This window comes from Halocella sp. SP3-1 (assembly GCF_003953885.1).
GTDB classification, from domain to species: domain Bacteria; phylum Bacillota; class Halanaerobiia; order Halanaerobiales; family DTU029; genus Iocasia; species Iocasia fonsfrigidae.
In genome coordinates this window covers 581335-606426 of the sequence record NZ_CP032760.1, presented here as the reverse complement: position 1 = coordinate 606426, position 25092 = coordinate 581335, and the positions used below count along the sequence as shown (strand labels likewise).

The window sequence follows — 25092 nt, the reverse complement described above, 5'->3', positions numbered from 1 at the left end:
TATAAACCCTCTTTTATATTAATTATCTACTATGCTCTAGACCTGGTATTTTCACTCTTTCTTCCAGATAGTCAAAGGCCTTGGTGAGTATTAGAACAATTATCAGATATATAATAGCAATTATTAAATACATCTTAAAAAATTCATAGTTCCTACTGGCAATCACCTTTCCCTCGCCCATCAATTCAGGGGCACCAATAATATATGCCAGTGAGGTATATTTTAAAAGATAAATAAATTCATTTGCCCAGGATGGAATTACCCTCCTTAGGGCTTGGGGTAAAATAACATAAATAATACCCTGCCACTGTGTCATTCCAATAGACCGGGCTGCCTTCATCTGACAACCACTTACTGATTGTATTGCACCCCTTAAATATTCTGCCTGATAACACCCACTATTTATGGTAAAACCTATTGCCGCTACAAGAAGGGCTGGAAGCCTTATCCCATAAGGGGGTAATCCAAAATATAAGATGAATAATTGGCACAATAAAGGGGTTCCCCTGATAAGGCCAATAAATATTGTAATAAGTCTTGATACTATTTTATTCCCATAGATTTTACCTAAAGCCAGCAAAACACCAAAAATTGTACCTAAAAATATTGATATAACCGTTAATACAATCGTTATTAACAATCCATTCATCAACCGTGGGTAATATTCTAAAAATAAATTGAAGATATCTAACATCAGGAATCACTCTCACTATACATTTCTGTCAATTTTAAAAGAAATTCCTTTGTCCTTACTTCAACAGGATTGTTAAATAGTTTTTCTGGTGGACCCTGTTCAACAATAGAACCTTTTTCCATAAATATTATTTCATCTGATACTGATCTAGCAAAAGCCATCTCATGTGATACTATCAACATTGTCATTCCCTCTTCTGCCAGATTTTTCATAACATTAAGCACTTCTCCGGTTAACTCCGGGTCAAGGGCTGAAGTGGGTTCATCAAATAATATTAATTTAGGCTGCATGGCCAGTGCCCGTGCTATACCAACCCTCTGTTTCTGTCCACCTGATAACTGGGCAGGATAAGAATCAGCAAAATCACTTAGACCTACCCTTTTTAATTCAAACTCAGCCAGTTCCTCAGCATCCTTTTTATCCATCTTTTTTACTTTAGTAAGACCAATCATTACATTACCCTTAGCTGTTAAATGATCAAATAAGCCAAAATCCTGAAAAACAAAACCAATCTCCTGTCTAACCTTATGGATATCATTAGTTTTTGTAATATTTATATCTTCCAGATAAATATCCCCTTTATCTGGCGGCACTAACATATTAATGTTGTTTAAGATAGTACTCTTCCCTGTACCACTTGGCCCTACAATAACCTTTGTTTCTCCTTTATTCAAGGATAAAGAAATACCTTTGAGGACTTCATTATCTCCAAAACTTTTATACAGATTTTTAATTCTTAGAATAGTATTTTGACTCATTGGGAACTCCCTTCAATTCCTATTCCAGGAATCTTTAGTTTATTTTCAATTCTGGTCAAAACCATATTCAGGCTAACAGTCATAACTAAATAAATTGCTGCAACTGCTAAAAATATCGCCATTGGTTCATAACTGGTTGCAATTACATAGTAACCCTGCCTTAATAATTCAATTACACCTAAGGCATAAGCCAGGGACGTATCTTTTAAGACAATAGCTGCTTCATTAGAAAATGATGGGATAGCAAACCTGATGGCCTGTGGTAAAATAACATGAAAAAATGACTGCAACTTAGTCATTCCCATTGATAAGGCTGCCTTCATCTGTGTATTTGAAACAGATTGAATTGCCCCCCGGTATATCTGTGATTGATAGGCAGCACTCCTTAACCCTATTCCAAGTACTGCAGCTAGAAAATCAGGAAGACGTATACCTGCATATGGAAAACCATAAAAAACAAGAAATAAAATAACTAATAAGGGAATACTCCTGAAGAGCCTCTCGTAAATTGATATAAGTCCTTTAATAAGTCTATTACCATATATTTGCCCAAAGGCTAAAGGAATACCCAGTACTATCCCAATTGCCAGACTTGCCGCTGTAAGTTTAATAGTAACCAGAGCCCCTCCCAGCAAATTGGGAAGGGAACTCCAGATAAGTTGAAGATTATTTATACCAATACACCCTCTCTAACTTAACTATTATTTAAAGTACTTAGTGATTAATTCATCCATCTTACCATTTGCCTTCAATTCATCTATTCCTTCATTTATTAAGTCTAATAATTCTGTGTTTCCCTCATCAACAGCTATACCATATTCCTCACCTGTTACTATCTCCGCTACTACCTTAACCGGTTTTTGGGCAGCATAACTCTCAGCAACAGGAGTATCAAGGACAACACCATCAAGATTACCATTAATAAGATCACTAACAACCAGTACAAATGTATCGTAATGGGCTACTTTACCTGTTAAAATACCTTTTTCTTTAAAATTATCAGTTACCCAGATATCACCTGTAGTACCTGTCTGAACACCTATATCATGATCACCAAATAAAAGAGTTAATCCCTCTTGAGCATCCTCAGTAACAATGATACTCTGGTTAGCAGTCCAGTATGGTTGAGAAAAATCCAATACCTTTTCCCTTTCAGTAGTGATAGTCATACCTGCTGCAATCATATCTATATTTCCTGTCTTTAAAGCAGCTGGCAGGGAATCAAAACTAATATCCTTAACCTCAACATCAAAACCCTTTAGTTCCCCAATCGCCTTTACTAAATCTACATCAAAACCAACTACATCTCCATTTTCATCAACATATTCAAAAGGTGGAAAACCAGCACTGGTCCCAACAACATAGGTTTTAGCAAAAGCTAGACCACTAAAAGCACATACCAGAACAGTAATCAAAATTAATGAAAATATTTTTTTAGAATTCATATAAACTCCTCCTATTTTTTAATTAATTATATGCATATAATTAAATCTAACACATCTCCTTTTAAAACTGCTAATTTATCTAATTGTACCACTCCCTTCTTAATCTAAACCATTTAACCACCTCTAAAATCCACACAATAAATATGTGTATATTTATTAATCTTCACTTTTTTTATATATTCTTCAAAAAACAGCATCCTCCTGTTTTTTAGGAAAGATACAAAATTAAATAACTGTATTTATTATAACATATTTTTTAATAATATACATGTTGTATTCATGTTTTTTAATAGATATAAGTTCTTTAAAAACTGTTAATATTTTCGTTTAAAATAAACAGGTATAAAATTTATACAATACAAGGAAAATAATATTAAAAAGGGGGTTTAATAATGCAAATTAAACTTAAAAGAAATAAAAAAAGGGGTGTAGAAAGGGCCATTAAACTTAAAGATCTGGAAATAGCTAAGGAAAACGAATTTAAAATATTAAATAAAAAACCAGCTAATAAAACTCATTATGGGCAAAATGATAAGAAATAAGAAAAATCAAGTAAGAGTCAGGATCTCCCTGCTCTTACTTGATTTTTCTTCAGTACTTCTACCACTTTTATTGACGATAGAAAGCGACTCTTAAGGTACATACTGTTCTCCAAACCTTTAAGTTTCTCAATTATTTTATTGACCCCTGCATAACCCCTTTAATAATATGTCTCTGGACAAAGATATATACAATAATAACTGGAATAATAGTCAATAAAAGTCCAGCCATCAACAAATGATAATCTGATGTATAGGTGCCATTAAAATAGTAGGTGGAAAGTTGTAATGTCCTCTGGTCTGATGATATCAATACCAGCGAAGGTAGCAGGAAATCATTCCAGATCCATAGCATATCCAAGATAATAATAGTCATTGTAGTTGGTTTGAGTAATGGAAAGACTATTTTAAAAAAAGTTTGCAGTCTAGTACAACCATCTATCATGGCAGCCTCTTCTAACTCTAATGGTATACTCTTAATAAACCCATGATAGATAAATACTGCCAGTGAGGTACCAAATCCTAAATACATAAAGATTAGGCTCCATTTACTATTAAGTAAATTTAATGAACCATAGATAGTAACCAGGGGTATCATTACAGCCTGAAAAGGAATCAACATCGAAGCCACCATTACAAAAAACATAATTTTATTAAACCTCCATTTGCATCTGACAAATAGGTAAGCTGTCATGGAAGAAAAAATAACAATAATAAACACACTGAAGACAGTAATTATTAATGTATTAAAAAAAGCGTGAATGTAATTCATTTTGTCAAAAGCCTCTATAAAGTTATTCAGCTTAAAACTATCCGGTAAAGCAAGGGGATCGGAGATAATCTGTCTTTTATTTTTAAAAGCATTCAGCAGCAGAATAGCAAACGGTGTCATGTAAAACAATAACAATAACGATAAAACCACTGTCTTTAATTTTGATACCATCTTATTTTCCTTTACCATTATTGTTCCACCTCCAACTTCTTACTGAAATAAACCTGAGTAAATGTTATTCCTGCCACTATTAGAAAAAAGAAAAAAGCCTGAGACTGTCCAATAGCATAGTCCTGTGCCAGAAATGCCTTTCGATAGATATGTAGTGATAGTAACTCTGTACTTTTAAAGGGATCTCCATTAGTTAATGCTAAGTTCACATCATATACCAGAAAAGCTCTCTGTAAAGTTAAGAAGATGGATATAATGAAAGAAGGGATCATCAAAGGTGCTATTATACTCTTTACCTTCTGGAAAGAACTAGCCCCATCAATGGTGGCTGCCTCCAGAACAGATTTAGGTACATTCATAAATCCTGCAATATAAATAAGCATCATATACCCAGAATACTGCCAGACACTCACAATCACCAAAGTCCAGAAAGCTTTATCTGGATTACCTAACCAGGAAGTAGAAAATATCCCCAAATTTACATTTTGTCCTAAATAAACCAGTACTCTGGAAAAAATAAACCGCCAGATAAGTCCTAATACTATTCCAGCTATCAGATTAGGAATAAAAAAGCCAGCTCGCAAAAAATTTTCTCCTTTAATTCCACTTGTTAAAAAATATCCCAGAGTAAAAGCCATAACATTTACAATTACTACAGTATAAAATACATATTTAAGAGTTAATAAAAATGAAGTCCAGAATGCTGAATCATATAGTATAGAAATATAATTTGCTATTTTTACAAAAGAGTAAGTAGAAGAAAGTCCATTCCAGTCAGTAAATGTCAAATATATGCCAAATATAAATGGTATAATAATTACAGCAAAAAAAGCAAAAGTCGTTGGCCCAGCAAATATTAAGTAGATTTTAAGTTTATTAAAAAAACCTTTTTCGTTCATTTTAACTCACTCCTTTCATAATAGATAAAACAAATAGGGGGTAAAAGGCTGCCCCCTATATTTATATTTATTCATTGTCTATAATTTTATTTAACAGTCTTCCAGTATGCTTCAACCTCTTTTGCTAAACCTGCTTTATCAATATATCCTGCCAGATATTTCTGCATAGAAGCACCAACTACAGACCAGTGATCAGCTGGCAGTGTTATAGTCTCAATAGTCTGAGCTTTAACCATATATTTAGTTATAGATTTTGCCAGTGGATCAGCAGGTTCCAATTCTATACTCTTATAGGCAGGAATAATATTCATTTTATTAACCAAAACATCTTGCCCACTATCACTATAAATTAACCAGTTCAGGAATTTCTGAGCAGCCGCCCGTTCTTCTTTAGAACTTTGCTCTTTATCAATCCCGATAAACTTAGAAGAACCTTTAACTATGCTGGAGTTAGCAAAATCAGCAGCCTTATTACTAATTGGAACAGCTAAAAATCCATATTGACCGTCAGGGTCAAATTCATTAAGACTCGGCCATGCCCAGTTACCCATAAACCAGATAGCGACTTTACCCAGGCCCAGTAATTCTGCACCTCTATCATATGTTCCAGATAATGGATCATTTTTATCTATGTTATATTTTTTCATTACATCAAAGGTTTCCATTAAACCATTAAAGACCTTATTGTTAGCTAGATCAACCTTACCTGCCTTCAGGTCATCCAGGAACTCATATACATCTTCTTGGTCTTTAGACTGAGCTATATAGGCTATAGCTAGGTAATGTTGTCCTAATGACCAATCCATCGGTGAAATATGAAGGGGAGACACTCCAGAATCTTCAATCTGTTGAAATAATCTCTCCAGGTCATCTCTTGTTTTAATTGTAGAAGGATCAAAATCACCATTAACTGCCTTTTCTACAATTTTCTTATTATAAATAAAGGCATATCCTTCTATAGCAAGTGGAAAACCAATTAATTTACCATCAATTTCTGCCGCATTAAAGGCACCTGGCATACCATCCTTGGCCCATTTTTGAGATGATAGATCCATAAATTTCTCAGCAAATTTAGGCATATCACCTGGGTCTAACATAGCAAGTGTCGGCGCATTACCTGATGCATACATTGCTACAACCTTTTCATATGGTGATTGACCAGCAGGTGCGGGAATAACTTCCAAGCTTATACCTGGATTCTCACTTTCAAATACTTCAGCAGCTTCCTCTAATTGTGTCTGAATCTCTTCCTTGGAGTTAACCAAGGTAATTTCAACATTTCCGGCACTCACTATAACAAAACTGGAAACAAGAATAACCATCAAGAAAACAACCATAGACAAATACTTCTTCATATCAATTCTTCCTCCTTTAATTATTTTAAAATATTGTTCCTACTTAAAGTATCCAGAAATAAGTAGTTCAAACTTTGCTTCCTTATTTCTGACTATTAAGTAGTTACAAATCATTATTATTACCTTAAATTATAAAAACGTTTAAAATTGATATTAATCATTTGACATCTTTATATGAATACCTTCACTTAAAACACCAAGTAATTTTAAAAAATTAAACACCAATCAACTGTTTGTACCCACCAATTTCAGGATCAAAATAATCAATAGAGAACTTATACTCTTTAAGATTAGCGGTCAGAATAGTTTCATATAAATTCTTTTTCCAGGATATCTTAATTATCTCATCATTTAAAGTATTATGAATCTTATATTCTCCATCAAAGGCCGGATATAAATTACGAAATTTCATTAAATTTATTAACCGTTGTTGAACAGGTCTCGTAAAGTTTTCTTCGATCTCTTTTAGAGTATAATAATGGCGGTTAATATTCCTACCAACCTTTGTCTTTTCAAGAAGTTCAATATCATTCTCTCCAACCAGTAATCCCACATAATAAACCTGGGGAATACCTGGAGTAAAGAACTGAATAGCCCTGGCAGTTAAATAGCCATCATCATTGTTGCCAAGAGCTGAGTAATAAGTACAATTAACCTGGTAAATATCAAGGTTATCATAAGCTGTGCTACTATAAATCTTCTTCACATTTGATCCTCTGGAATAAAGATAATCTTTAGTCAGCTCTATCTCCTCTTCTGTTAATAAATCCTTGACATCCACTACCCCAATTCCATCATGTGTATCCAAAACAGTAAATTGCTTCCTGGGACAAGTCTTTAACCAGTTAACCAATCTTTTACCTGAACCACTATATAGAGAATAAAGCATCAACATAGGCAGAGCAAAATCATATACCCAGTACCCCTTTTCAGCCAGCTTTAACTGAATAGAGTAATGTTCATGAATTTCCGGTAGAATCTCTACCCCATAAGGCTCCAATATTGATTTAGTAAATCCCAATAATTCCCAGACATCAGGCTCAATAAAAAAACAACTAGTTCCTATTTTTTTAATTGCATAGGCAAAAGCATCAAGGCGGATTAAAGAAGCCCCTTTTTCAGCCAGATAAATAAGTGAATCACTAATAAAGTCCCTGACAACTTTAGAATTAAGATTAAGATCAAGCTGCTCTTCATCAAAGGTACACCATATTTTCTCACTTGTTCCATCTTCAAATTTAACCTCTACATATGGGGCTCTGGGCTTTCTTTTATAGATAAGGTCAATATCTTTTTGAGCCGGCTCACCACCTGGCCAGAAATCTTTATACCTGATAAAAAAATCAGCATAAGGAGAAACATCCTTATTTTTTTTAAAATTTTTATAGAATTTAGACTGTCTGGAAATATGATTAATCATAAAATCATACATTAAATAAAAATCCTCATTCAGGTTTTCTAAATCTTCCCAGCTACCAAATTTCTTATCAATCTCGCTGTAGGTAAGTGGAGCAAACCCCCGGTCAGCTGAGGATGGATAAAAAGGTAGGATATGAACCCCCCCAATAGCATTTTTAAAATACTTATTTAATATATACTTAAGGTCTTTTAAATTCTTTCCCATACTATCAGCATATGCAATCAACATTACTTCATTTTTAATTGGCATCTAAATTGCTTCCTTTCTAGCAGTTAATATTACTTTATCAATTACATAATATTAATTATATTATAAAGCAAATTTTGCAATATGTCAAACGCTTAACATATTAAATTATTAGTCCATATTTTTATCAATTATTCACTAAAAACTACTCTATTCTAAATTTCTTTAAAAACTCATCAAGCAGTTCAACTAATATTTAGAAAAAAAGGTGTTAGTTCTCCTACTGCAAATAAAGCCTATTCCATGGCTTGGAGGTATGTGGTTGAGATTATATTAATCGATTGACATAAATATAGTAACGCCTTTATTATCTGGATATAAAATGATTGTATAAGCGTAATGATGCAAGTTTTAAAACATCAGTATGTAATGTAGTAACAGGTGTAAAATTAAAGCCTAAATGTAGTAATAAGTGCAGAAGGGAAACATTCCTACTCTCAATTAAAAATTATGTTGTTTCTCTTTCAATTAGTTTAACAGGTAGTATATTATCATTTATAACATCCTTTTCATCTATAAGCTTTGCTAATAATTCAATTACCAGTTTACCCATATCTTCTATTGGCTGCCTTATTGTAGTAATTTGTGGTACAAAAAGAGATGCTACTTTAACATCATCATAGCCTACAATTTTCACATCATCAGGCACTTTTTTATTAATTCTATTACAAACTTTAATAATACTGGCAGCAATTAAATCACTACTGGCAAATATACCATCTATATCCGGGTGTTTCCGAAATAAATTATTGATCAGTTCTTCATATTCCTCTATTTTAAAACCATTTATATCTGTTTCCATATTTAAAAAATCAACATTTCTCCCTTTGGCTGTATTTATAAAAGCTTCATATCGTTTATTGGCAAGTAGATTAAGTTTTAAACTCCCTCCAATATAAGCAATTTTATTACAGCCTTTGTCTATCAGTAAATTGGTAGCCAAACTTCCCCCGTAATAGTTATCAGAAGAAACATTGGGTATCTCATCAACTTTCCTATCAACAGTAACTACCGGTAAATTTAAACTAAGATACTCATCCACTTCAAGAGTATGGCTAGCCATTATTATACCATCCACCTGATGTGCTCTTAACATATCAATATATTCTTTTTCTTTCTTCTGTTCTAGTTGAGAATTACATAATAATACCTTATAACCATTGTTATAAGCATAATATTCCAGATAAAAAGATAACTCACTAAAAAAAGAATGAGCTACTGTGGGAATGATCAGACCAATGATATTGGATTTCTTTCTTGCCAGTGAACGGGCTATTTCATTAGGCTGATAATTTAACTCTTTCATTACTCTATATACTTTATTTCTGGTTTCATCACTAATATATCCCCTATTATTCAAGACACGGGACACAGTAGTTACCGTAACCCCTGCCCCTTTTGCAATATCTTTTAAAGTTGCCATACTAAACACCACCTCATATTTACCATAAACTAATACTCTCTATCTATAAATTTTAACACTTAACTTAGTATATAAATTACAATTCTTTAAGTGTGTGTTCAAAAAGGTATAAATAGGGGATTATATATCCCTGAACGAAGTTAAGGTATTACCGTTGCGACACAAGTCGATTCGTTAGTACTGGCCTCAACAATGCGTTTATAATAAAGAGGGCAGTGAGTGAAGGGATATATAATCCCCGGCGGTATATACTGATACTTTCCGAACAGACTCTTTAAGTACTATTATATAATAAGCCTGAAAATAATCAAGTAAATGAATACCTTTACTTCAGCTAATAGTTAGCATTACTAACTCCTATTACAACTTTTTAGCGAGCAGATAATCATGTCAAGCGCAAAATATAAAAACACCCTGAATTTCTTCAAGGGTGTTTTTATATATAAATCTATACTACATTATTTTTAGAGCTTTCTTTCAATTTCAGCGTTTTCACGCAGATCCAGTATGAATTGATTCCATACTTCCTGCCTTTTATTATTTAACAATTCTCCCTCAATTTCATCCTTAACTTCTTCAAGTTGATATGTCTTTTCCTCAACATGGTCAAAAACCTTTATAATGTGGTAACCAAATTGTGTCTTCACTACATCACTGACTTCATTTTCATCAAGAGCAAAAGCTGCCTCAGTAAAATCCTGATCCCAGTTTTTATCACCTTTTTTAATATAACCTAAGTTGCCACCATTTTTAGCAGAATTATCAACAGAATACTCCCTAGCCATTTCTGCAAAATCAGCTCCATTATTTATTTGGTTGAGCACCTGATTGGCCATTTCTTCGTTTTCCAGTAAGATATGGCTTGTTTTAATCTGTTCAACCTGTTCCATACTGTCTATATTATCATTATAATAATTCTCAATCTCTTCATCGGTAACAGATGCCGTATCCAATATTTCTTTCTGTAGTTTAGCTAGCAGGAGTTGATCTCCTAACCGTTCAAATAAAAATTCCTTATATTCTTCCATACTATTAAGGCCCATCTGTTTTATACTATCAAGTATCTCTTCATCAGTTGCACCTTCATTTTCTTTTAAACCAGCAATCTGATTATTAAATATCTCATCTTTTTCTTCATCTGTAAGAACTATGTTTCTATTCTTAATCTCCTGATCAAGTAAAACCGCATTAATAAAACCCTCTAATTTGACTTTTCTATATTCATTTAATACATCCTGCCCAACTTCTGTTGTAAATATAATTTTCATAAGATCCTGATCAGTTTGATATAATTGCTGCGCAAATTTCCCAAGATTAATAAATGAATCCAATTGGTTAACTGTTAATTCCTCACCATTTACTATAGCAGCAATTACTTCCTGCTTTTCTTCTTGACTTTCATCCTCCTGAGCAGCCGTGACAGGTATAGTGATTAATACTAAAACAAGAAGAAATAATCCTATACCTTTAAACTTTTTAAGCCTCATTAAATCAACTCTCCTTCTAAATTTTTGAATTAAAATCTTTATCATATTATTAAATAAGTTCTATAAACCAAACAAAAACCCTGCAATACTTTAATTAAAATTAGATTAAAATAAGATAATCCTAAAAAAATGGCTCCCCGAGCAGGACTCGAACCTGCGACTCGATGGTTAACAGCCATCTGCTCTACCAACTGAGCTATCGGGGAACACATATTAGTAAACGATATATAAATATAAATAAAATCGGCAGCGACCCACTCTCCCACAAAGTCACCCTTGCAGTACCATAGGCGCTGGAGGACTTAACTGCTGTGTTCGAAATGGAAACAGGTGTTTCCCCTCCGCAATTGCCACCGAAAATTTTATCTACTTTTTATAATCCATCACATATTATAGCATATCTATCTTAGTTGTCAATAAACTATTCTTTCAAAAATGCATACAGGAAAATAATTTTTAAAGTTAAGATTAAGCCCTCGCCCTATTAGTATTGGTCAGCTTAATGTGTTACCACACTTCCACCTCCAACCTATCAACCTGGTCATCTACCAGGGGGCTTACCTCTTGCGAGTGGGATACCTAATCTTGAGGCTGGTTTCACGCTTAGATGCTTTCAGCGTTTATCCATTCCACACTTAGCTACTCAGCTATGCTCCTGGCGGAACAACTGATACACCATCGGTGTGTCCATCCCGGTCCTCTCGTACTAGGGATAGCTCCTCTCAAGTATCCTTCGCCTGCGACGGATAGGGACCGAACTGTCTCACGACGTTCTGAACCCAGCTCGCGTACCGCTTTAATGGGCGAACAGCCCAACCCTTGGAACCTGCTTCAGCTCCAGGATGCGACGAGCCGACATCGAGGTGCCAAACCTCCCCGTCGATGTGAACTCTTGGGGGAGATAAGCCTGTTATCCCCGGGGTAACTTTTATCCGTTGAGCGACGGCTCTTCCATTCAATACCGCCGGATCACTAAGCCCTACTTTCGTACCTGTTTGACTTGTTGGTCTCACAGTTAAGCTCCCTTCTGCCTTTACACTCTTCGTGCGATTTCCATCCGCACTGAGGGAACCTTTGGGCGCCTCCGTTACTTTTTGGGAGGCGACCGCCCCAGTCAAACTGCCCACCTGACAATGTCCCATGACCAGTTTATGGCCTCTGGTTAGAATTCCGCTAAAGAAAGGGTGGTATCCCACTTGCGGCTCCTTTGATACTAGCGTACCAAGCTCTTAGCCTCCCACCTATCCTGTACATCCTTTAGCAAAACCCAATATCAGGCTACAGTAAAGCTCCACGGGGTCTTTCCGTCCTGTCGCAGGTAACCAGCATCTTTACTGGTACTACAATTTCGCCGAGTCCCTTGTTGAGACAGTGCCCAAGTCGTTACGCCATTCGTGCAGGTCGGAACTTACCCGACAAGGAATTTCGCTACCTTAGGACCGTTATAGTTACGGCCGCCGTTTACTGGGGCTTAGGTTCTATGCTTTGGTTTTCACCTAACACTTCCCCTTGACCTTCCAGCACCGGGCAGGCGTCAGCCCCTATACTTCGTCTTACGACTTAGCAGAGACCTGTGTTTTTGCTAAACAGTCGCTTGGGCCTCTTTGCTGTGCCCACTTTCGTGGTACCCCTTCTCCCTAAGTTACGGGGTCATTTTGCCGAGTTCCTTAACAAGGGTTCTCTCGCGCGCCTTAGAATTCTCATCCCGTCTACCTGTGTCGGTTTGCGGTACGGGCACTATTAATCTCACTAGTGGCTTTTCTTGACAGCTTGTTTGACAACTTCCCCTCTCTCGGGTCCAGATCACCTTCGATAGTTAAATAAAGGGATTTGCCTCTTTATTCCTACCTTAGGCTTCTGCACACACCTCCAGTCGTGTGCTTTGTCTTTCTTGCCGTGTCCCCACTTCATTCAAACGATTAATAGCGGCATTGGAATCTCTACCAATTATCCATCACCTACGCCTTTCGGCCTCGGCTTAGGTCCCGGCTTACCCTGAGCGGACGAGCCTTCCTCAGGAAACCTTAGACTTTCGGCGGAGGGGATTCTCACCCCTCTTTTCGCTACTCATACCGGCATTCTCTCTTGTATACCGTCCACTGCTCCTTACGGTACAGCTTCTTCCACTATACAATGCTCCTCTACCAATTTAGAAGTTGGAGATTGGAAGTTGGAAGTTGGAAAAACATTAAACCCATTTTTGGATCATGGTATTTAACTGTCTTCCTAGTATATCATAACTTTTAAGAAGTTTTTCAGCAATTTCTTTATTAATGTAATTTAAGTCTTTGCACATTTTTACATATACCTGTAATTCATTACATGAACCTAAACTCATTAATAAAAACCTTCTAAACTCTGCACTTGATTCTTTTTTTCCATAGCCTTCTGCTATATTGGCAGGTATCGATACTGCTGCTCTTCTCATTTGACTTCCTAATTCATATCTCTCGGTCTTTGGTAATTGTTGTGTTAGTTGGTGAATTTTCAAGGCTAATTTATATCCCTTTTGATAAACTTCTAAATCTTCATAGCTTTTTATCAATTTTTCACCTCATAACTTCAACCGTAAAGGTTTTTGCCCAGGTTTTTCGCCCGGACTCCAACTTCTAACCTCTAACCTCCAACCTCTAAACTCCACAGTTTCGGTGACAGACTTTAGCCCCGTTACATTTTCGGCGCAAGGACGCTCGACCAGTGAGCTATTACGCACTCTTTAAATGTATGGCTGCTTCTAAGCCAACATCCTGGTTGTCTTTGCGACCTCACTTCCTTTCCCACTTAGTCTGTACTTTGGGACCTTAACTGGTGGTCTGGGCTGTTTCCCTTTCGACTACGAAGCTTATCCCACGTAGTCTGACTCCCAAGGCTTATAAACTTAAGTGTTCGGAGTTTGAATGGATTCGGTAACCTTGTTGGGCCCCTAGTCCAATCAGTGCTCTACCGCCTAGTTTTATTCCTTGAGGCTAGCCCTAAAGCTATTTCGAGGAGAACCAGCTATCTCCAGGTTCGATTGGCCTTTCACCCCTACCCACAACTCATCCAATGATTTTTCAACATCACCTGGTTCGGGCCTCCACGGGTTCTCACTCCCGCTTCACCCTGGTCATGGGTAGATCACCTGGCTTCGGGTCTATTCCTTGTAACTTGCGCCCTATTCAGACTCGCTTTCGCTGCGGCTTCACCTTTCTGGCTTAACCTTACGCTACTAAGAATAACTCGCCGGTCCGTTCTACAAAAAGTACGCGGTCAGACTTTCTAATAGTCCTCCCACTGCTTGTAAGCTTACGGTTTCATATTCTATTTCACTCCCCTCACGGGGTTCTTTTCACCTTTCCCTCACGGTACTTGTTCACTATCGGTTACCTGGTAGTATTTAGCCTTGGAAAATGGTCTTCCCTTCTTCCCACAGGGTTCCTCGTGTCCCGTGGTACTCTGGATAATCTAAGGTGTCTCTCCTTTTCACCTACGAGGCTTTTACTCTCTCTGGCTGACCTTCCCAGGTCATTCGGCTAAAGATTCAACTGCCTTTGTGATTCTACAGTCTCACTCATGATTATCCTAAACCCACATTTAACAACGGCTGTAGCCTTACATTAAATGTGTTTAGGCTCTTCCCCTTTCGCTCGCCGCTACTTAGGGAATCTCTTTTGATTTCTTTTCCTCGGGGTACTTAGATGTTTCACTTCCCCCGGTTCCCTTCATATAGCTACTTCTTTCACTATATGATGACGGCCCTCTCGACCGCCGGGTTTCCCCATTAGGATATCCGCGTATCTACGCTTCTTAGCAGCTACTCGCGGCTTTTCGCAGCTTGGCACGTCCGTCTTCGGCTCCAGGTACCTAGGTATCCACCGTAAGCCCTTATTAGCTTAATCTTTCTTCTTAGAAAATTGTAGTACCTTCCTAGAAGTTTCCGTCTTCGGTTTCTTACTTCTTACCTCAGACCTCTTACTTCTTTTCTGGTACCTTCGTCTTTTCCTGTATGCAGTTTTCAAAGAACAGTTTTTTAGAATGTTTTTAGTTTAAGGTTTTTGCTTTAATCTAACCTCCAACCTCTTATTTCTAACTTCTAAGATGGTGGAGGTAAGCGGATTCGAACCGCTGACCTCCTGCTTGCAAGGCAGGCGCTCTCCCAACTGAGCTATACCCCCATTTTGGAAGTTGGATATTTCTCTAACCTCAAACTTCTAGTATGGTGCGACGGCCTCGATGGCCTAGCACCAAAATCTTCCTTGCGTCTTTTAAAATGAAGATTTTGGTGGGCCTAGGTAGATTCGAACTACCGACCTCACGCTTATCAGGCGTGCGCTCTAACCAACTGAGCTATAGGCCCTTCTTTCAGGAAGAAAATCTTCCCTCAAAGTTGAACAACAAGCTTGACGCATTCTCCTTAGAAAGGAGGTGATCCAGCCGCACGTTCCCGTACGGCTACCTTGTTACGACTTCACCCCCCTTACCAGACACACCTTTGGCATTCGCAAATGACTTCTGGTGCATCTAACTCGGGTGGTGTGACGGGCGGTGTGTACAAGGCCCGGGAACGTATTCACCGCAGTATGCTGACCTGCGATTACTAGCGATTCCAACTTCATACAGGCGAGTTTCAGCCTGCAATCCGAACTGGGATCAGCTTTCTGAGATTTGCTCCACTTCACAGCTTCGCTCCCCTCTGTACTGACCATTGTAGCACGTGTGTAGCCCGAGGCATAAAGGGCATGAGGACTTGACGTCATCCCCACCTTCCTCCGGCTTTCACCGGCTGTCTCCTTAGAGTCCCCAACTTTACTTGCTGGTAACTAAGGATAAGGGTTGCGCTCGTTGCGGGACTTAACCCAACATCTCACGACACGAGCTGACGACAGCCATGCACCACCTGTCTCCGTGTAGTCAAAGACTAGACTCTACTTTCATAGATGGTCACGGGATGTCAAGCCTCGGTAAGGTTCTTCGCGTTGCATCGAATTAAACCACATGCTCCACCGCTTGTGCGGGCCCCCGTCAATTCCTTTGAGTTTCAGTCTTGCGACCGTAATCCCCAGGCGGGACACTTATCGCGTTAACTCCGGCACTGATGGATTCGAACCACCAACACCTAGTGTCCATCGTTTACGGCTGGGACTACCGGGGTATCTAATCCCGTTTGCTCCCCCAGCTTTCGTACCTCAGCGTCAGTTGCAGACCAGAGAGCCGCCTTCGCCACTGGTGTTCTTCCTAATATCTACGCATTCCACCGCTACACTAGGAATTCCGCTCTCCTCTTCTGCACTCAAGATAGGCAGTTTCAAATGCACCTTACCGGTTAAGCCGGTATATTTCACAGTTGACTTGCCTATCCGCCTGCGTACCCTTTACGCCCAGTAATTCCGGACAACGCTTGCTCTCTACGTATTACCGCGGCTGCTGGCACGTAGTTAGCCAGAGCTTCCTCCTTAAGTACCGTCAGGTCAATGCCATTTCCTGCATTGACGGTTCTTCCTTAAGGACAGAGCTTTACGACCCGAAGGCCTTCATCACTCACGCGGCGTTGCTCCGTCAGGCTTGCGCCCATTGCGGAAGATTCCCCACTGCTGCCTCCCGTAGGAGTCTGGGCCGTGTCTCAGTCCCAGTGTGGCTGATCGTCCTCTCAGACCAGCTACGGATCGTTGCCCTGGTGAGCTATTACCTCACCAGCTAGCTAATCCGACGCGGAGCCACCTCTCAGCGATGCCTAGGCACCTTTACTTAAGTGTAAATGCTTACTCTTAAGGCTATCTGGGATTAGTCCGGCTTTCGCCAGGTTATCCCTGACTGAGAGACAGGTTCTCCACGCGTTACTCACCCGTCCGCCACTACCCGGATCTTATCTTCATCCCGAAGGAATCTGTTAAGGCGGGTCGTTCGACTTGCATGTGTTAAGCACGCCGCCAGCGTTCGTCCTGAGCCAGGATCAAACTCTCCATTAAAAATTTTAATAGATTATTTGTGACTCTTTGAATACTTTTGAACTCTTTTGGATACTTGCCTTTTATTTAAAAAAGGCTCGCACTTGCGTCATTGCTTGTTGTTCAATTTTCAAGGAACATTAATTTGTTTATCCTGCTGACTTCAACTTACTCATAATGTGTCAGCGAAATATATCTTATCACTTTTAACCTCACTTGTCAAGAACTTTTATTTTATTTCAAAAATCATTTTCCAAGTGCTGTTAACAGCGACGTTTTACATCTTATCATCTCTGTCGATTACTGTCAAGTAGTTTTTTCATAAATAGTCTTTTATCATATCTACTTATCAGTTCCAACTCTTTACCGCTTTTAGCGGCGACAAGATATATCTTAACATCTCTGTCTTCCCCTGTCAAGGAATTTTATTAGTGAATAAATTTATATTCAAAAGATTAAACTAAGTATTATAATATTGGAGTGATCATTATGGGAAATGACCGTTATGATGTAATTATAGTAGGAGCTGGACCAGCTGGTTCATCTGCTGCATATTTTTGTGCAAAAAATAATCTATCTGTTGCTCTAATAGAGCGTGGTGATTTCCCAGGGAGCAAAAATATGTTTGGCGGGGTTATTTATAGTAAACCAACCTCAATTATAATCCCTGGTTTTTGGGAAAAAGCACCCCTTGAAAGGGCAGTTACCAGATATATATTATGGCTGATGGAAACAGATTCAGTTGTCGAAATGGGATTTACTGGGTTTAATTTTGCTAAACCACCGTATAATACCTTTACTGTTATCAGGTCTCGTTTTGACCGCTGGTTTGCCGAGCAAGCCATTACAGCTGGCAGCCACTTAATGACTTCTACCCTGGTTGAAGCTCTAATCTATAAAAAATCCGGTCTGAACCAGAAGCAAGTAACTGGTGTTATCTTGAAAGATGGCAGTAAAATATACGCTGATCTTATTATCCTTGCTGAAGGTGCTATGGCAGACTTAACCCATAAAGCAGGAATGCGTCAAAAAATAACTGCTGATATGCTAACTATTTATGTGAAAGAACTATTATATCTACCCAAAGAAATAATAGAAGCACGCTTTAATCTGGAAAAAAACGAAGGAGCAGTAATTGGTATGATAGGATATCCAACTGCTGGTTCCATTGGTAAAGGAGGAATATGGACAAATAATGATACCATTTCCTTAACAGTAGGAGGTTACCTTAATCAATTAAATAAAAAGGGATTAAACCCATATCAACTCCTACAAAGATTAAAAAAACACCCTAAAGTAGTAAGTCTTATAAATGGTGCTAAAACTATTCAATACCAATCACATATTATTCCTAAAGGAGGATATAAAAGCATACCAGAGTTTTATAATAATGGTATCTTAATAACTGGTGATGCAGGAATGTTAATCAGTGGTAGACATGGAACAGATATAGCTATGTTATCTGGCAAATATGCTGCTGAAACTGCTATACAAGCCAAAACTAAGGGTGATTTTACTAAAAAAATATTAGCAGGGTATGAACTTAAATTAAAAAATAGTTTTTTCATGAAAAATATGAAGGATAATCAAAAAAGAGGTAGTTACTATAAAAATCACCCTGATTCAGACTATTTAATTAGCCAATTTATTAATAAAGCAGCTTATAAATATTTTAGAGAAGAAATGGAAAACCAGAATAAAAAAATAGAGGAAATTCTCACTCAATTAAAAACCATGCAGCCAATTTCTAAATCTATTACTGATTTCTACCAAGGTTTTTGGAACTGGAGGGTATTTTAATGGGGAATTTTATTAAAGATAATGATAATCCACTTAAATATACAACAATTAAAATTGCTAAACAATCACATATTCATATCAAAGAAAAAGATCCCTGTCTTAGTAACTGTGAAAATAAACCCTGTACTTATTATTGCCCAACTAGGGTTTTTTCCTGGTCTAATAAAGAAATCAAAGTTGATTATAAAAGATGCATAGAATGTGGAGCCTGTCCTTGGGGATGTCCTTATGACAATATAAAATGGTCTTTTCCCCCAGGCGGTTACGGTGTTAACTATGAGATCTAGGAGGTGGCTAAATGATAGACTTTCTGATTAGTGTATTAGATTATATAGCCCATAATATTTATTCACCATATCTGGTCTTTTTATTTATTATTTCTGGTCTATTATCGTTTTTTATAGATACTGATTATGCACACTTTTATGCTAACTACAGGGACTATATCTTTTCCTTTTTCTTTGGTATATTAAATATTTCTATTGGTATAATCTTATTATTACTCAATATACTTCATACCCGCTACATATTTTAATTATTCTAAAGCGACTACCCTAACATTAATTACAGAATTGGTTTGACTGGCTTCTATTTTAAAAACGGGTATTTCATTAATATTATTTATTATAATATCTTTCCCTGGGTCCACTATAATAACTTCACCATCTTCTTTTAAAAAATTCCTTAATAATTCTTCAAATAATATTATTTTTTGATAAATAATATTATCTCCATCACTTAGTTTTGTAATTTTAATTATTTCATTTATAATATCATTTATATTTTTTATTTTTCCATTTTGATGTGTATATAATTTTAAATATATATTACCAGAACTATCATACCCCGTATAATCAAGCCTCCAGAAACCAAAAGGACAGTTATTACTTTGTAGAACAGCAGACTCTTTATCAATCTCGTCTTTAAGGGTATAACCCTTTAATACTTCACAACCCAGGGCTACTGCATTATTTATTATGTTCTCTGAAATAAATCCAGCCTCTTTTTTTTGCCACAACTCTAGATTAGCTTTTCCATCTACATAACACCAACCATCTAATTTAAAATAATCTGCCCCTTTAATCTCAGTACATATAAGTAAAATAAAAAATAATAATAAAATATATCTACTCTTTTTCATCTTTTAATAACCCCTTTTATTTCTGCTTAAAGGTACTCATTCCTATCCTTCTAATCCTGGTCCTACAGCTTAAATTAAGATCAGCCTCAATAAACTTTTTATGCCAGCTCTCTATGTTTTCCCATTCTTCAGGTTTATATGCTCTTACCATTTCACCAAATCCAAAGATATCCGCCTGGTATTTATGCTGTACTAAATAAAATAATCCCTCTATCTCTTTGATAAACTCCTTACTAACCCTTTCTTCAAGCTGTCTAAATAAAATAGAATTTTCATAATCAGTCTGAGTTTCCTGGTAAATAGATTTTCCTTCAACCAGTAAATCTACCATAAATCTAAATCGTCCATTATCAAGTAATATAGGCCTCATTTTACTCTGTAAACCAGAAAACTCAACAGTAACCCGGCCTAATTCATCCTCTACATCCCTTACTACCTCTAAACCACCGGTTCTTTTCTCTGCTATCTGAATATAATTCCAGGTCTCTTCAACATTCAATTTGCCAACCATTTTTTCCCCCCGAAAAACAGCCAGCCCGGAATTTTTTAGATTATTTTCTGTACAATCTATCAGAACTGCTACTGGATCTATCCCCTTATTTACTAAACGGATTACAAATTCAATAAACGGTATATCAGCCATTGTGCCGCTGTTAAGCTCTGATTCGATCATATTCATTAGATAAAGGGCCTGTATGGGTGCTGTCTTAGGAAAGGTATTTAAAACCCTTTCAGCAGGCTTTTCACTGATTAACAAGTAACTTAAACGACGGAATTCAGGGTTATTTCTAAAATAATTCAGATGTACATTTAGACCATCTCTGGCTACTTCCTCATTAATTACTAAAACCCTGATATGCCCTAAAAATATTCTGTGCTGCAGCCTTTCTTTTAAATGCATTAAAGCCATTGCTACATTTCTTCCTACTGCAGTTATATTCCAGACAGTCTCTTCCCCCATAGGTAGTTGTTGACCTGCTCCACCACCTAATTTTTGCGGTATAGCTAATTGAGCAGTTAATTTAATCATATTTCGCTGCTCAAAATTATTAGGACGTGCAACATCAGCATAATCTATCCCAATAGCTAAAATAATTGCTCTCTGGTCAATATCCTTAAGATCCCAACACCCTGTAAGGGAGGAAATAGTCAATATTATTATCATTAATATACTTAAACTCTTTTTCAAGCCTGCTCATCTCCCCTAATATTCCTTATAAGTGATAATACATAGATTAACAGGGGAATTACAAATAATAAAAATGTCCCTATTATACTTGAAATTTCCATATAATAAAAGACCTGATAAACATTGCCCGGGAAAATGGCTATAAAGAAAACAACAGGCATTAAGGGGTAGATAAGTGTTTTATGGTCTTCCAGTTTAAATACTTGTGTCATCCCTAGTACAGAACTATATAAAAGGTTACCTGCTGTTGTAAAAATTGCTATTACCCAGAAGGATATAAAAATTGCCTCTACCCTTTCCAGAATTAATCCAGGAAAGCGTATAACCTTAATTAGTTCCAGAGTTGGCCAAGTTAAATTTTGCAGTTCCTCAATACCAAAAACACCAATAGCTGAGATTACAATTGCCAGATAGATTATTAAAGGGCTTATCAATCCCTTGATTGCATAATTATATGCTAATTTAGGTGTTACCAGTGAAGGTAAAAATAATACTATTATTTCAAACCCTAAAAATGAGAAAAAAGAATTTAGCGTACCTTTTACTATACTACTAAATCCCTTCTGTCCCATTACAGGCATTAGCCTTATAACTTGTATTTCTTTCATTGATAAAAAAATACCTATAATTACTGGTATAATCAAAAAAATAAAATAGAGTTCATTGACCCTTCCAATTACTTCAATATCATGATTTATATAGTAAATAATTAAGAATAACATACTTATAATAATAAACTCTATTGGTGTATTTAATAATACTGCACTACTTAACATAGAGGCAAATACCCTTAAAACCAGAGAACATAGCAATAACCAATAAAAACAAAACAACAGACTAATACTATTACCAAAGATCTTACCTAAAACACGATTACTATATTCCATTAAAGTCTCTTCAGGGAAACGAAAGCCTATTTTTACTATTAGAGATATAATTAGGAAGGAAAATAAACCACCTATTAATATCGATAACCAAGCAGCAGTACCAGCTGCTTTGGTGATAGTCCTTGGTAATACCAGACTACCAGCACCAATAAGTGTATTAGCAATAATACCAGCAAACTGTCTCTCTGTTACCTTACCGTGTTCTTTCATTTTGATCATCATCCCCTTTAGCAGAAAAACGCTGCTGATTTTTTGTTCTTAAAAATTCAGGTCTTTTAAACATCTGCCACAGAGGAATTCGAATAATAGCATCCTGTAAATCATTTAATCGTGAAGGACCAAATGGAGTAAGATAAGGTATTCCAAAAGATTTTAAACTCGCTAGATGGATAGTAAAAAATATTAATCCCAGTAATAGACCGTAAAGACCAAATATTGAAGTCAGTATCATTAAAGGAAATTTAATTAATCTTAAAGCAATTGCACTACTATAATCTGGAATAGCAAAAGATGCAATAGTAGTAGTGGCCACAACTATTACCATAAATGGACTAACTATACTGGCACTTACAGCTGCTTCACCAATAATAAGTGCCCCTACTATACCAATAGTTGGGCCAATTGGATTAGGCAAACGCAAACTACCCTCTCTCAATAATTCCATTAAAGCTGTCATAACAAAGGCCTCTATATATGAAGGGAAAGGAACAGCACCCCTACCACCTGCAAACGCTAAAGCCAGCTGGGTAGGTATCATTTCAGGGTGAAAGGCTATAACGGCTATATAAACTGCAGGCAAGGTTAAAGCAATAAGACCTGCCGAAAACCTCAACAATCTGACAAAGGTTCCTATTATAAAGCGATCATAATAATCTTCTGGGGACTGTAGAAAAATAGAAATTGTTACAGGCATAATAAGGGCGAAAGGGGTCCCATCCACCAGTAATGCCACTCTCCCTTCCAAGAGGTTAGAAGCTACTCTATCCGGTCTCTCTGTTGAAAGGATTTGGGGAAACAAAGTAAAATGATTATCTTCTATCAATTGTTCTATATAACCTGATTCCTGTACAGCATCAATAGAAATATTATTTACCCTTTCTTTTACTTCCTCAACTATGTATTTATTAGCAATACCTTCTATATAACATATCACCACATCTGTATTAGAAATATTACCTAATCTCTGACCTTTAATTCTCAAGGCAGGGTGTTTTATCCTTCTCCTTATTAAAGCTGTATTTACCCTTAAGGTTTCAGTAAAACCGTCTCTGGGACCCCTGATTACTGTCTCAGATTCTGGTTCCTGAACTCCCCTTTTATCCCATCCTTTACTATTGAGTACAAACCCCTTTTTATAACCATCTATTAATAAAACTGTATCACCATTAAGTAAACCCTGTATTAAATCATCCAATTTATCAACTACCTCTAATTCATTAATAGTCATTGTATTCTTTTCTATAAAACTTATCATATCACTATTGGATAATTCTTTAGTATCTTCAACAGAAAATTCTTCAATTAATAGTGGCTGTAAAATACTCTCATTGATAGTCTGTTTATCTACTAAACCATCTATAAAAATAATAACCGCTTTAATTCCTAATTTATTACCCAATCTAAAAAACCTGAAAACTACATCATCACTAAACCCAATAATATCTTTTAATAAATTAATATTCTTTTCAATATTTGATGACAATTCTTTTTCTTTTGCTTTTTTTTGCGGTCGATCAGTACCACTATTTATTATCTCTTCAATCCTTTTTCCTCTCTTATCCACCACTATCATCCTTTATTTGGTTAATACTAATAATTATCACTATATTACTAATATATTATTACAAAATAAGGTTAATATTATGTAATAATTATCAATGGTATATTTAAACACTGCCAATATAATAATAAAATTTAGAAAGGAGATAAAATGAAACATATCAGGCTATTATATTGTTTAATAATAATGATCATATTACTATCTGCCTGTGATAGAGAAATGAGCAGTCCAGTTCCTACTAAAATAACTATTGGTGTTAGTATGGCAAGTATGAAAGAAGATGTCTTCCATTTTATGAAAGAGGCTATGTATGATAATAAGGAAAGTAATAATACAGAAATAATATGGAAAGATGCTAAAAAAGATCAAGATAAACAAAATAAAGATGTAGATGAACTAATAAGAAAAAAAGTCGATGGGATTATCATTAATCCAGTAGATTCCCAGAAATCAGCTAGTTTAGTAAAAAAGATCAAACAGGCCAATATACCAGTTATTGCCCTGGACCGTCTTATTTATAATGTAAAACTTGATGCCTATATTGAAGCAAACAACTTTGAAGTTGGTATCCTTCAGGCCAATTACCTTGTAGAACAATTAAAACATAAAGGAAAGATAATGATACTTAAAGGAGATAAAAGCAATAATACTGCCTATGAGATAACACAGGGTAATAAAGAGATATTTAAAAAAGAAGCAAATATAACAATTGTTGCTGAAACATGGCATGAAGGATGGTCCCCTGAACTTGCCGAAAAAACTGTACGCAGTATACTGAATAAACATCCTGATATCAAAGGAATTATCGCTAATAATAGCAATATGATTATGGCAGCAGTAAAAGTTCTTAAAGAAAAAAACTTAACAGATAAGATAATTACAATAGGAGCTGATGCAAATAAAGAAGCCTGTTTAGCTATAGCCCGGGGAGAACATGATGCTGATGTAGATAAAATGCCTTATATTCAGGGTTTAACAGCATTTAAAATTACTACTTTGATATTAAGGGGTAGACCATGGCTATTTGATACTAAAATAAAAAATGGTGATTATATTATATCCACTAAAATTACCCCTGTTGATTTAATTGATAAATATAATATTGTAAACCTGGAAGAAAGATGGCCAGAATTAAAAAAACTAATATATAAATAAGAGGTCT

Annotated in this window: 19 protein-coding genes, 3 tRNA genes and 3 rRNA genes; 5 read left to right on the top strand and 20 right to left on the bottom strand. The window is 36.2% G+C overall.

The genetic code is table 11. The features are described from left to right. Positions 1-22: 22 nt before the first annotated feature. From D7D81_RS02870 to D7D81_RS02855, 4 genes are all read right to left on the bottom strand, one after another. Positions 23-694 carry an amino acid ABC transporter permease gene (locus D7D81_RS02870; protein WP_125987140.1) on the bottom strand — a complete coding sequence of 224 codons (672 nt, stop codon included), beginning with the start codon at positions 692-694 and terminating at the stop codon, positions 23-25. Beyond that, positions 694-1452 (bottom strand): amino acid ABC transporter ATP-binding protein, encoded by a 759-nt coding sequence (locus D7D81_RS02865; protein WP_125987138.1) that lies wholly within the window; start codon positions 1450-1452, stop codon positions 694-696. The genes D7D81_RS02870 and D7D81_RS02865 overlap by 1 nt, the downstream gene beginning before the upstream one ends. Next, positions 1449-2087: an amino acid ABC transporter permease gene (locus D7D81_RS02860; protein WP_286170120.1), complete on the bottom strand. Its 639-nt coding sequence runs from the start codon at positions 2085-2087 to the stop codon at positions 1449-1451. The genes D7D81_RS02865 and D7D81_RS02860 overlap by 4 nt, the downstream gene beginning before the upstream one ends. Before the next feature lie 66 nt (positions 2088-2153). Beyond that, positions 2154-2897 (bottom strand): basic amino acid ABC transporter substrate-binding protein, encoded by a 744-nt coding sequence (locus D7D81_RS02855; RefSeq protein WP_125987135.1) that lies wholly within the window; start codon positions 2895-2897, stop codon positions 2154-2156. A 392-nt stretch (positions 2898-3289) separates the two neighbouring features. Between D7D81_RS02855 and D7D81_RS19405 the strand changes: the two genes are divergently transcribed. Continuing rightward, positions 3290-3439: a hypothetical protein gene (locus D7D81_RS19405; protein ID WP_164522090.1), complete on the top strand. Its 150-nt coding sequence runs from the start codon at positions 3290-3292 to the stop codon at positions 3437-3439. Between the two features lie 130 nt (positions 3440-3569). Here D7D81_RS19405 and D7D81_RS02850 read toward each other — a convergent pair whose 3' ends face one another. The 12 genes from D7D81_RS02850 to D7D81_RS02795 form a co-directional block, all read right to left on the bottom strand. Then, entirely contained in the window at positions 3570-4397 is an 828-nt protein-coding gene (locus D7D81_RS02850; RefSeq protein ID WP_125987132.1) for a carbohydrate ABC transporter permease, read from the bottom strand. Then, positions 4397-5278: a carbohydrate ABC transporter permease gene (locus D7D81_RS02845; protein WP_125987130.1), complete on the bottom strand. Its 882-nt coding sequence runs from the start codon at positions 5276-5278 to the stop codon at positions 4397-4399. Before D7D81_RS02845 ends, D7D81_RS02850 begins: the two co-directional genes overlap by 1 nt. An 86-nt stretch (positions 5279-5364) precedes the next feature. Beyond that, positions 5365-6615, bottom strand: coding sequence for an ABC transporter substrate-binding protein (locus D7D81_RS02840; protein ID WP_502700020.1), 1251 nt, complete (start codon positions 6613-6615; stop codon positions 5365-5367). A 232-nt stretch (positions 6616-6847) separates the two neighbouring features. Continuing rightward, complete coding sequence (gene gtfA / locus D7D81_RS02835) at positions 6848-8302, bottom strand: sucrose phosphorylase (RefSeq protein ID WP_125987126.1); 1455 nt, start codon at positions 8300-8302, stop codon at positions 6848-6850. Positions 8303-8747: 445 nt separating this feature from the next. Then, entirely contained in the window at positions 8748-9722 is a 975-nt protein-coding gene (locus tag D7D81_RS02830; protein WP_125987124.1) for a LacI family DNA-binding transcriptional regulator, read from the bottom strand. Between the two features lie 464 nt (positions 9723-10186). Next, on the bottom strand, positions 10187-11254 hold the full coding sequence (locus D7D81_RS19995) for a peptidylprolyl isomerase (protein WP_125987122.1): 1068 nt from the start codon (positions 11252-11254) through the stop codon (positions 10187-10189). A gap of 85 nt (positions 11255-11339) precedes the next feature. After that, positions 11340-11415 (bottom strand) — tRNA-Asn (locus tag D7D81_RS02820). Positions 11416-11450: 35 nt separating this feature from the next. Further along, positions 11451-11567 (bottom strand): 5S ribosomal RNA (gene rrf, locus D7D81_RS02815). A gap of 106 nt (positions 11568-11673) precedes the next feature. Further along, positions 11674-15087, bottom strand: a 23S ribosomal RNA gene (locus tag D7D81_RS02810). A gap of 200 nt (positions 15088-15287) precedes the next feature. Next, positions 15288-15363 (bottom strand) — tRNA-Ala (locus tag D7D81_RS02805). Between the two features lie 105 nt (positions 15364-15468). Next, positions 15469-15545 (bottom strand) — tRNA-Ile (locus D7D81_RS02800). Between the two features lie 61 nt (positions 15546-15606). After that, positions 15607-17154, bottom strand: a 16S ribosomal RNA gene (locus D7D81_RS02795). Together the 16S, 23S and 5S rRNA genes with 3 tRNA genes alongside form the textbook arrangement of a ribosomal RNA operon. A 468-nt stretch (positions 17155-17622) precedes the next feature. Here D7D81_RS02795 and D7D81_RS02790 point away from each other — a divergent pair. Genes D7D81_RS02790 through D7D81_RS02780 form a run of 3 tightly spaced genes read left to right on the top strand, consistent with a single transcriptional unit; the run spans position 17623 to position 19468 of the window. Then, positions 17623-18933 (top strand): FAD-dependent oxidoreductase, encoded by a 1311-nt coding sequence (locus tag D7D81_RS02790; RefSeq protein ID WP_125987121.1) that lies wholly within the window; start codon positions 17623-17625, stop codon positions 18931-18933. Beyond that, on the top strand, positions 18933-19220 hold the full coding sequence (locus D7D81_RS02785) for a ferredoxin family protein (protein ID WP_125987119.1): 288 nt from the start codon (positions 18933-18935) through the stop codon (positions 19218-19220). The genes D7D81_RS02790 and D7D81_RS02785 overlap by 1 nt, the downstream gene beginning before the upstream one ends. Positions 19221-19231: 11 nt before the next feature. After that, entirely contained in the window at positions 19232-19468 is a 237-nt protein-coding gene (locus D7D81_RS02780) for a CLC_0170 family protein (protein ID WP_125987117.1), read from the top strand. Here D7D81_RS02780 and D7D81_RS02775 read toward each other — a convergent pair whose 3' ends face one another. The 4 genes from D7D81_RS02775 to D7D81_RS02760 are packed head-to-tail and all read right to left on the bottom strand — an operon-like array spanning position 19469 to position 23942. Continuing rightward, positions 19469-20074 (bottom strand): hypothetical protein, encoded by a 606-nt coding sequence (locus D7D81_RS02775; protein ID WP_125987115.1) that lies wholly within the window; start codon positions 20072-20074, stop codon positions 19469-19471. A 16-nt stretch (positions 20075-20090) separates the two neighbouring features. Next, entirely contained in the window at positions 20091-21263 is a 1173-nt protein-coding gene (locus tag D7D81_RS02770; protein ID WP_125987113.1) for a Ger(x)C family spore germination protein, read from the bottom strand. Continuing rightward, positions 21260-22372, bottom strand: coding sequence for a GerAB/ArcD/ProY family transporter (locus tag D7D81_RS02765; protein WP_125987111.1), 1113 nt, complete (start codon positions 22370-22372; stop codon positions 21260-21262). The genes D7D81_RS02770 and D7D81_RS02765 overlap by 4 nt, the downstream gene beginning before the upstream one ends. Then, positions 22344-23942, bottom strand: coding sequence for a spore germination protein (locus D7D81_RS02760; RefSeq protein ID WP_286170112.1), 1599 nt, complete (start codon positions 23940-23942; stop codon positions 22344-22346). Before D7D81_RS02760 ends, D7D81_RS02765 begins: the two co-directional genes overlap by 29 nt. Before the next feature lie 138 nt (positions 23943-24080). Here D7D81_RS02760 and D7D81_RS02755 point away from each other — a divergent pair, with 138 nt between their 5' ends. Then, positions 24081-25085, top strand: coding sequence for a sugar ABC transporter substrate-binding protein (locus D7D81_RS02755; RefSeq protein WP_125987109.1), 1005 nt, complete (start codon positions 24081-24083; stop codon positions 25083-25085). Positions 25086-25092: the final 7 nt, after the last annotated feature.

Bases quoted from the DNA above. Each gene is read 5' to 3' on its own strand.
- D7D81_RS02780 (WP_125987117.1), top strand. From the start codon at position 19,232: ATGATAGACTTTCTGATTAGTGTATTAGATTATATAGCCCATAATATT.
- D7D81_RS02870 (WP_125987140.1), bottom strand. From the start codon at position 694: ATGTTAGATATCTTCAATTTATTTTTAGAATATTACCCACGGTTGATG.
- D7D81_RS02765 (WP_125987111.1), bottom strand. From the start codon at position 22,372: ATGATGATCAAAATGAAAGAACACGGTAAGGTAACAGAGAGACAGTTT.
- D7D81_RS02785 (WP_125987119.1), top strand. From the start codon at position 18,933: ATGGGGAATTTTATTAAAGATAATGATAATCCACTTAAATATACAACA.
- D7D81_RS02790 (WP_125987121.1), top strand. From the start codon at position 17,623: ATGGGAAATGACCGTTATGATGTAATTATAGTAGGAGCTGGACCAGCT.
- D7D81_RS02845 (WP_125987130.1), bottom strand. From the start codon at position 5,278: ATGAACGAAAAAGGTTTTTTTAATAAACTTAAAATCTACTTAATATTT.
- D7D81_RS02840 (WP_502700020.1), bottom strand. From the start codon at position 6,615: ATGGTTGTTTTCTTGATGGTTATTCTTGTTTCCAGTTTTGTTATAGTG.
- gtfA (WP_125987126.1), bottom strand. From the start codon at position 8,302: ATGCCAATTAAAAATGAAGTAATGTTGATTGCATATGCTGATAGTATG.
- D7D81_RS02855 (WP_125987135.1), bottom strand. From the start codon at position 2,897: ATGAATTCTAAAAAAATATTTTCATTAATTTTGATTACTGTTCTGGTA.
- D7D81_RS02830 (WP_125987124.1), bottom strand. From the start codon at position 9,722: ATGGCAACTTTAAAAGATATTGCAAAAGGGGCAGGGGTTACGGTAACT.
- D7D81_RS02850 (WP_125987132.1), bottom strand. From the start codon at position 4,397: ATGGTAAAGGAAAATAAGATGGTATCAAAATTAAAGACAGTGGTTTTA.
- D7D81_RS02760 (WP_286170112.1), bottom strand. From the start codon at position 23,942: ATGATAGTGGTGGATAAGAGAGGAAAAAGGATTGAAGAGATAATAAAT.
- D7D81_RS02775 (WP_125987115.1), bottom strand. From the start codon at position 20,074: ATGAAAAAGAGTAGATATATTTTATTATTATTTTTTATTTTACTTATA.
- D7D81_RS02865 (WP_125987138.1), bottom strand. From the start codon at position 1,452: ATGAGTCAAAATACTATTCTAAGAATTAAAAATCTGTATAAAAGTTTT.
- D7D81_RS19405 (WP_164522090.1), top strand. From the start codon at position 3,290: ATGCAAATTAAACTTAAAAGAAATAAAAAAAGGGGTGTAGAAAGGGCC.
- D7D81_RS19995 (WP_125987122.1), bottom strand. From the start codon at position 11,254: ATGATAAAGATTTTAATTCAAAAATTTAGAAGGAGAGTTGATTTAATG.
- D7D81_RS02755 (WP_125987109.1), top strand. From the start codon at position 24,081: ATGAAACATATCAGGCTATTATATTGTTTAATAATAATGATCATATTA.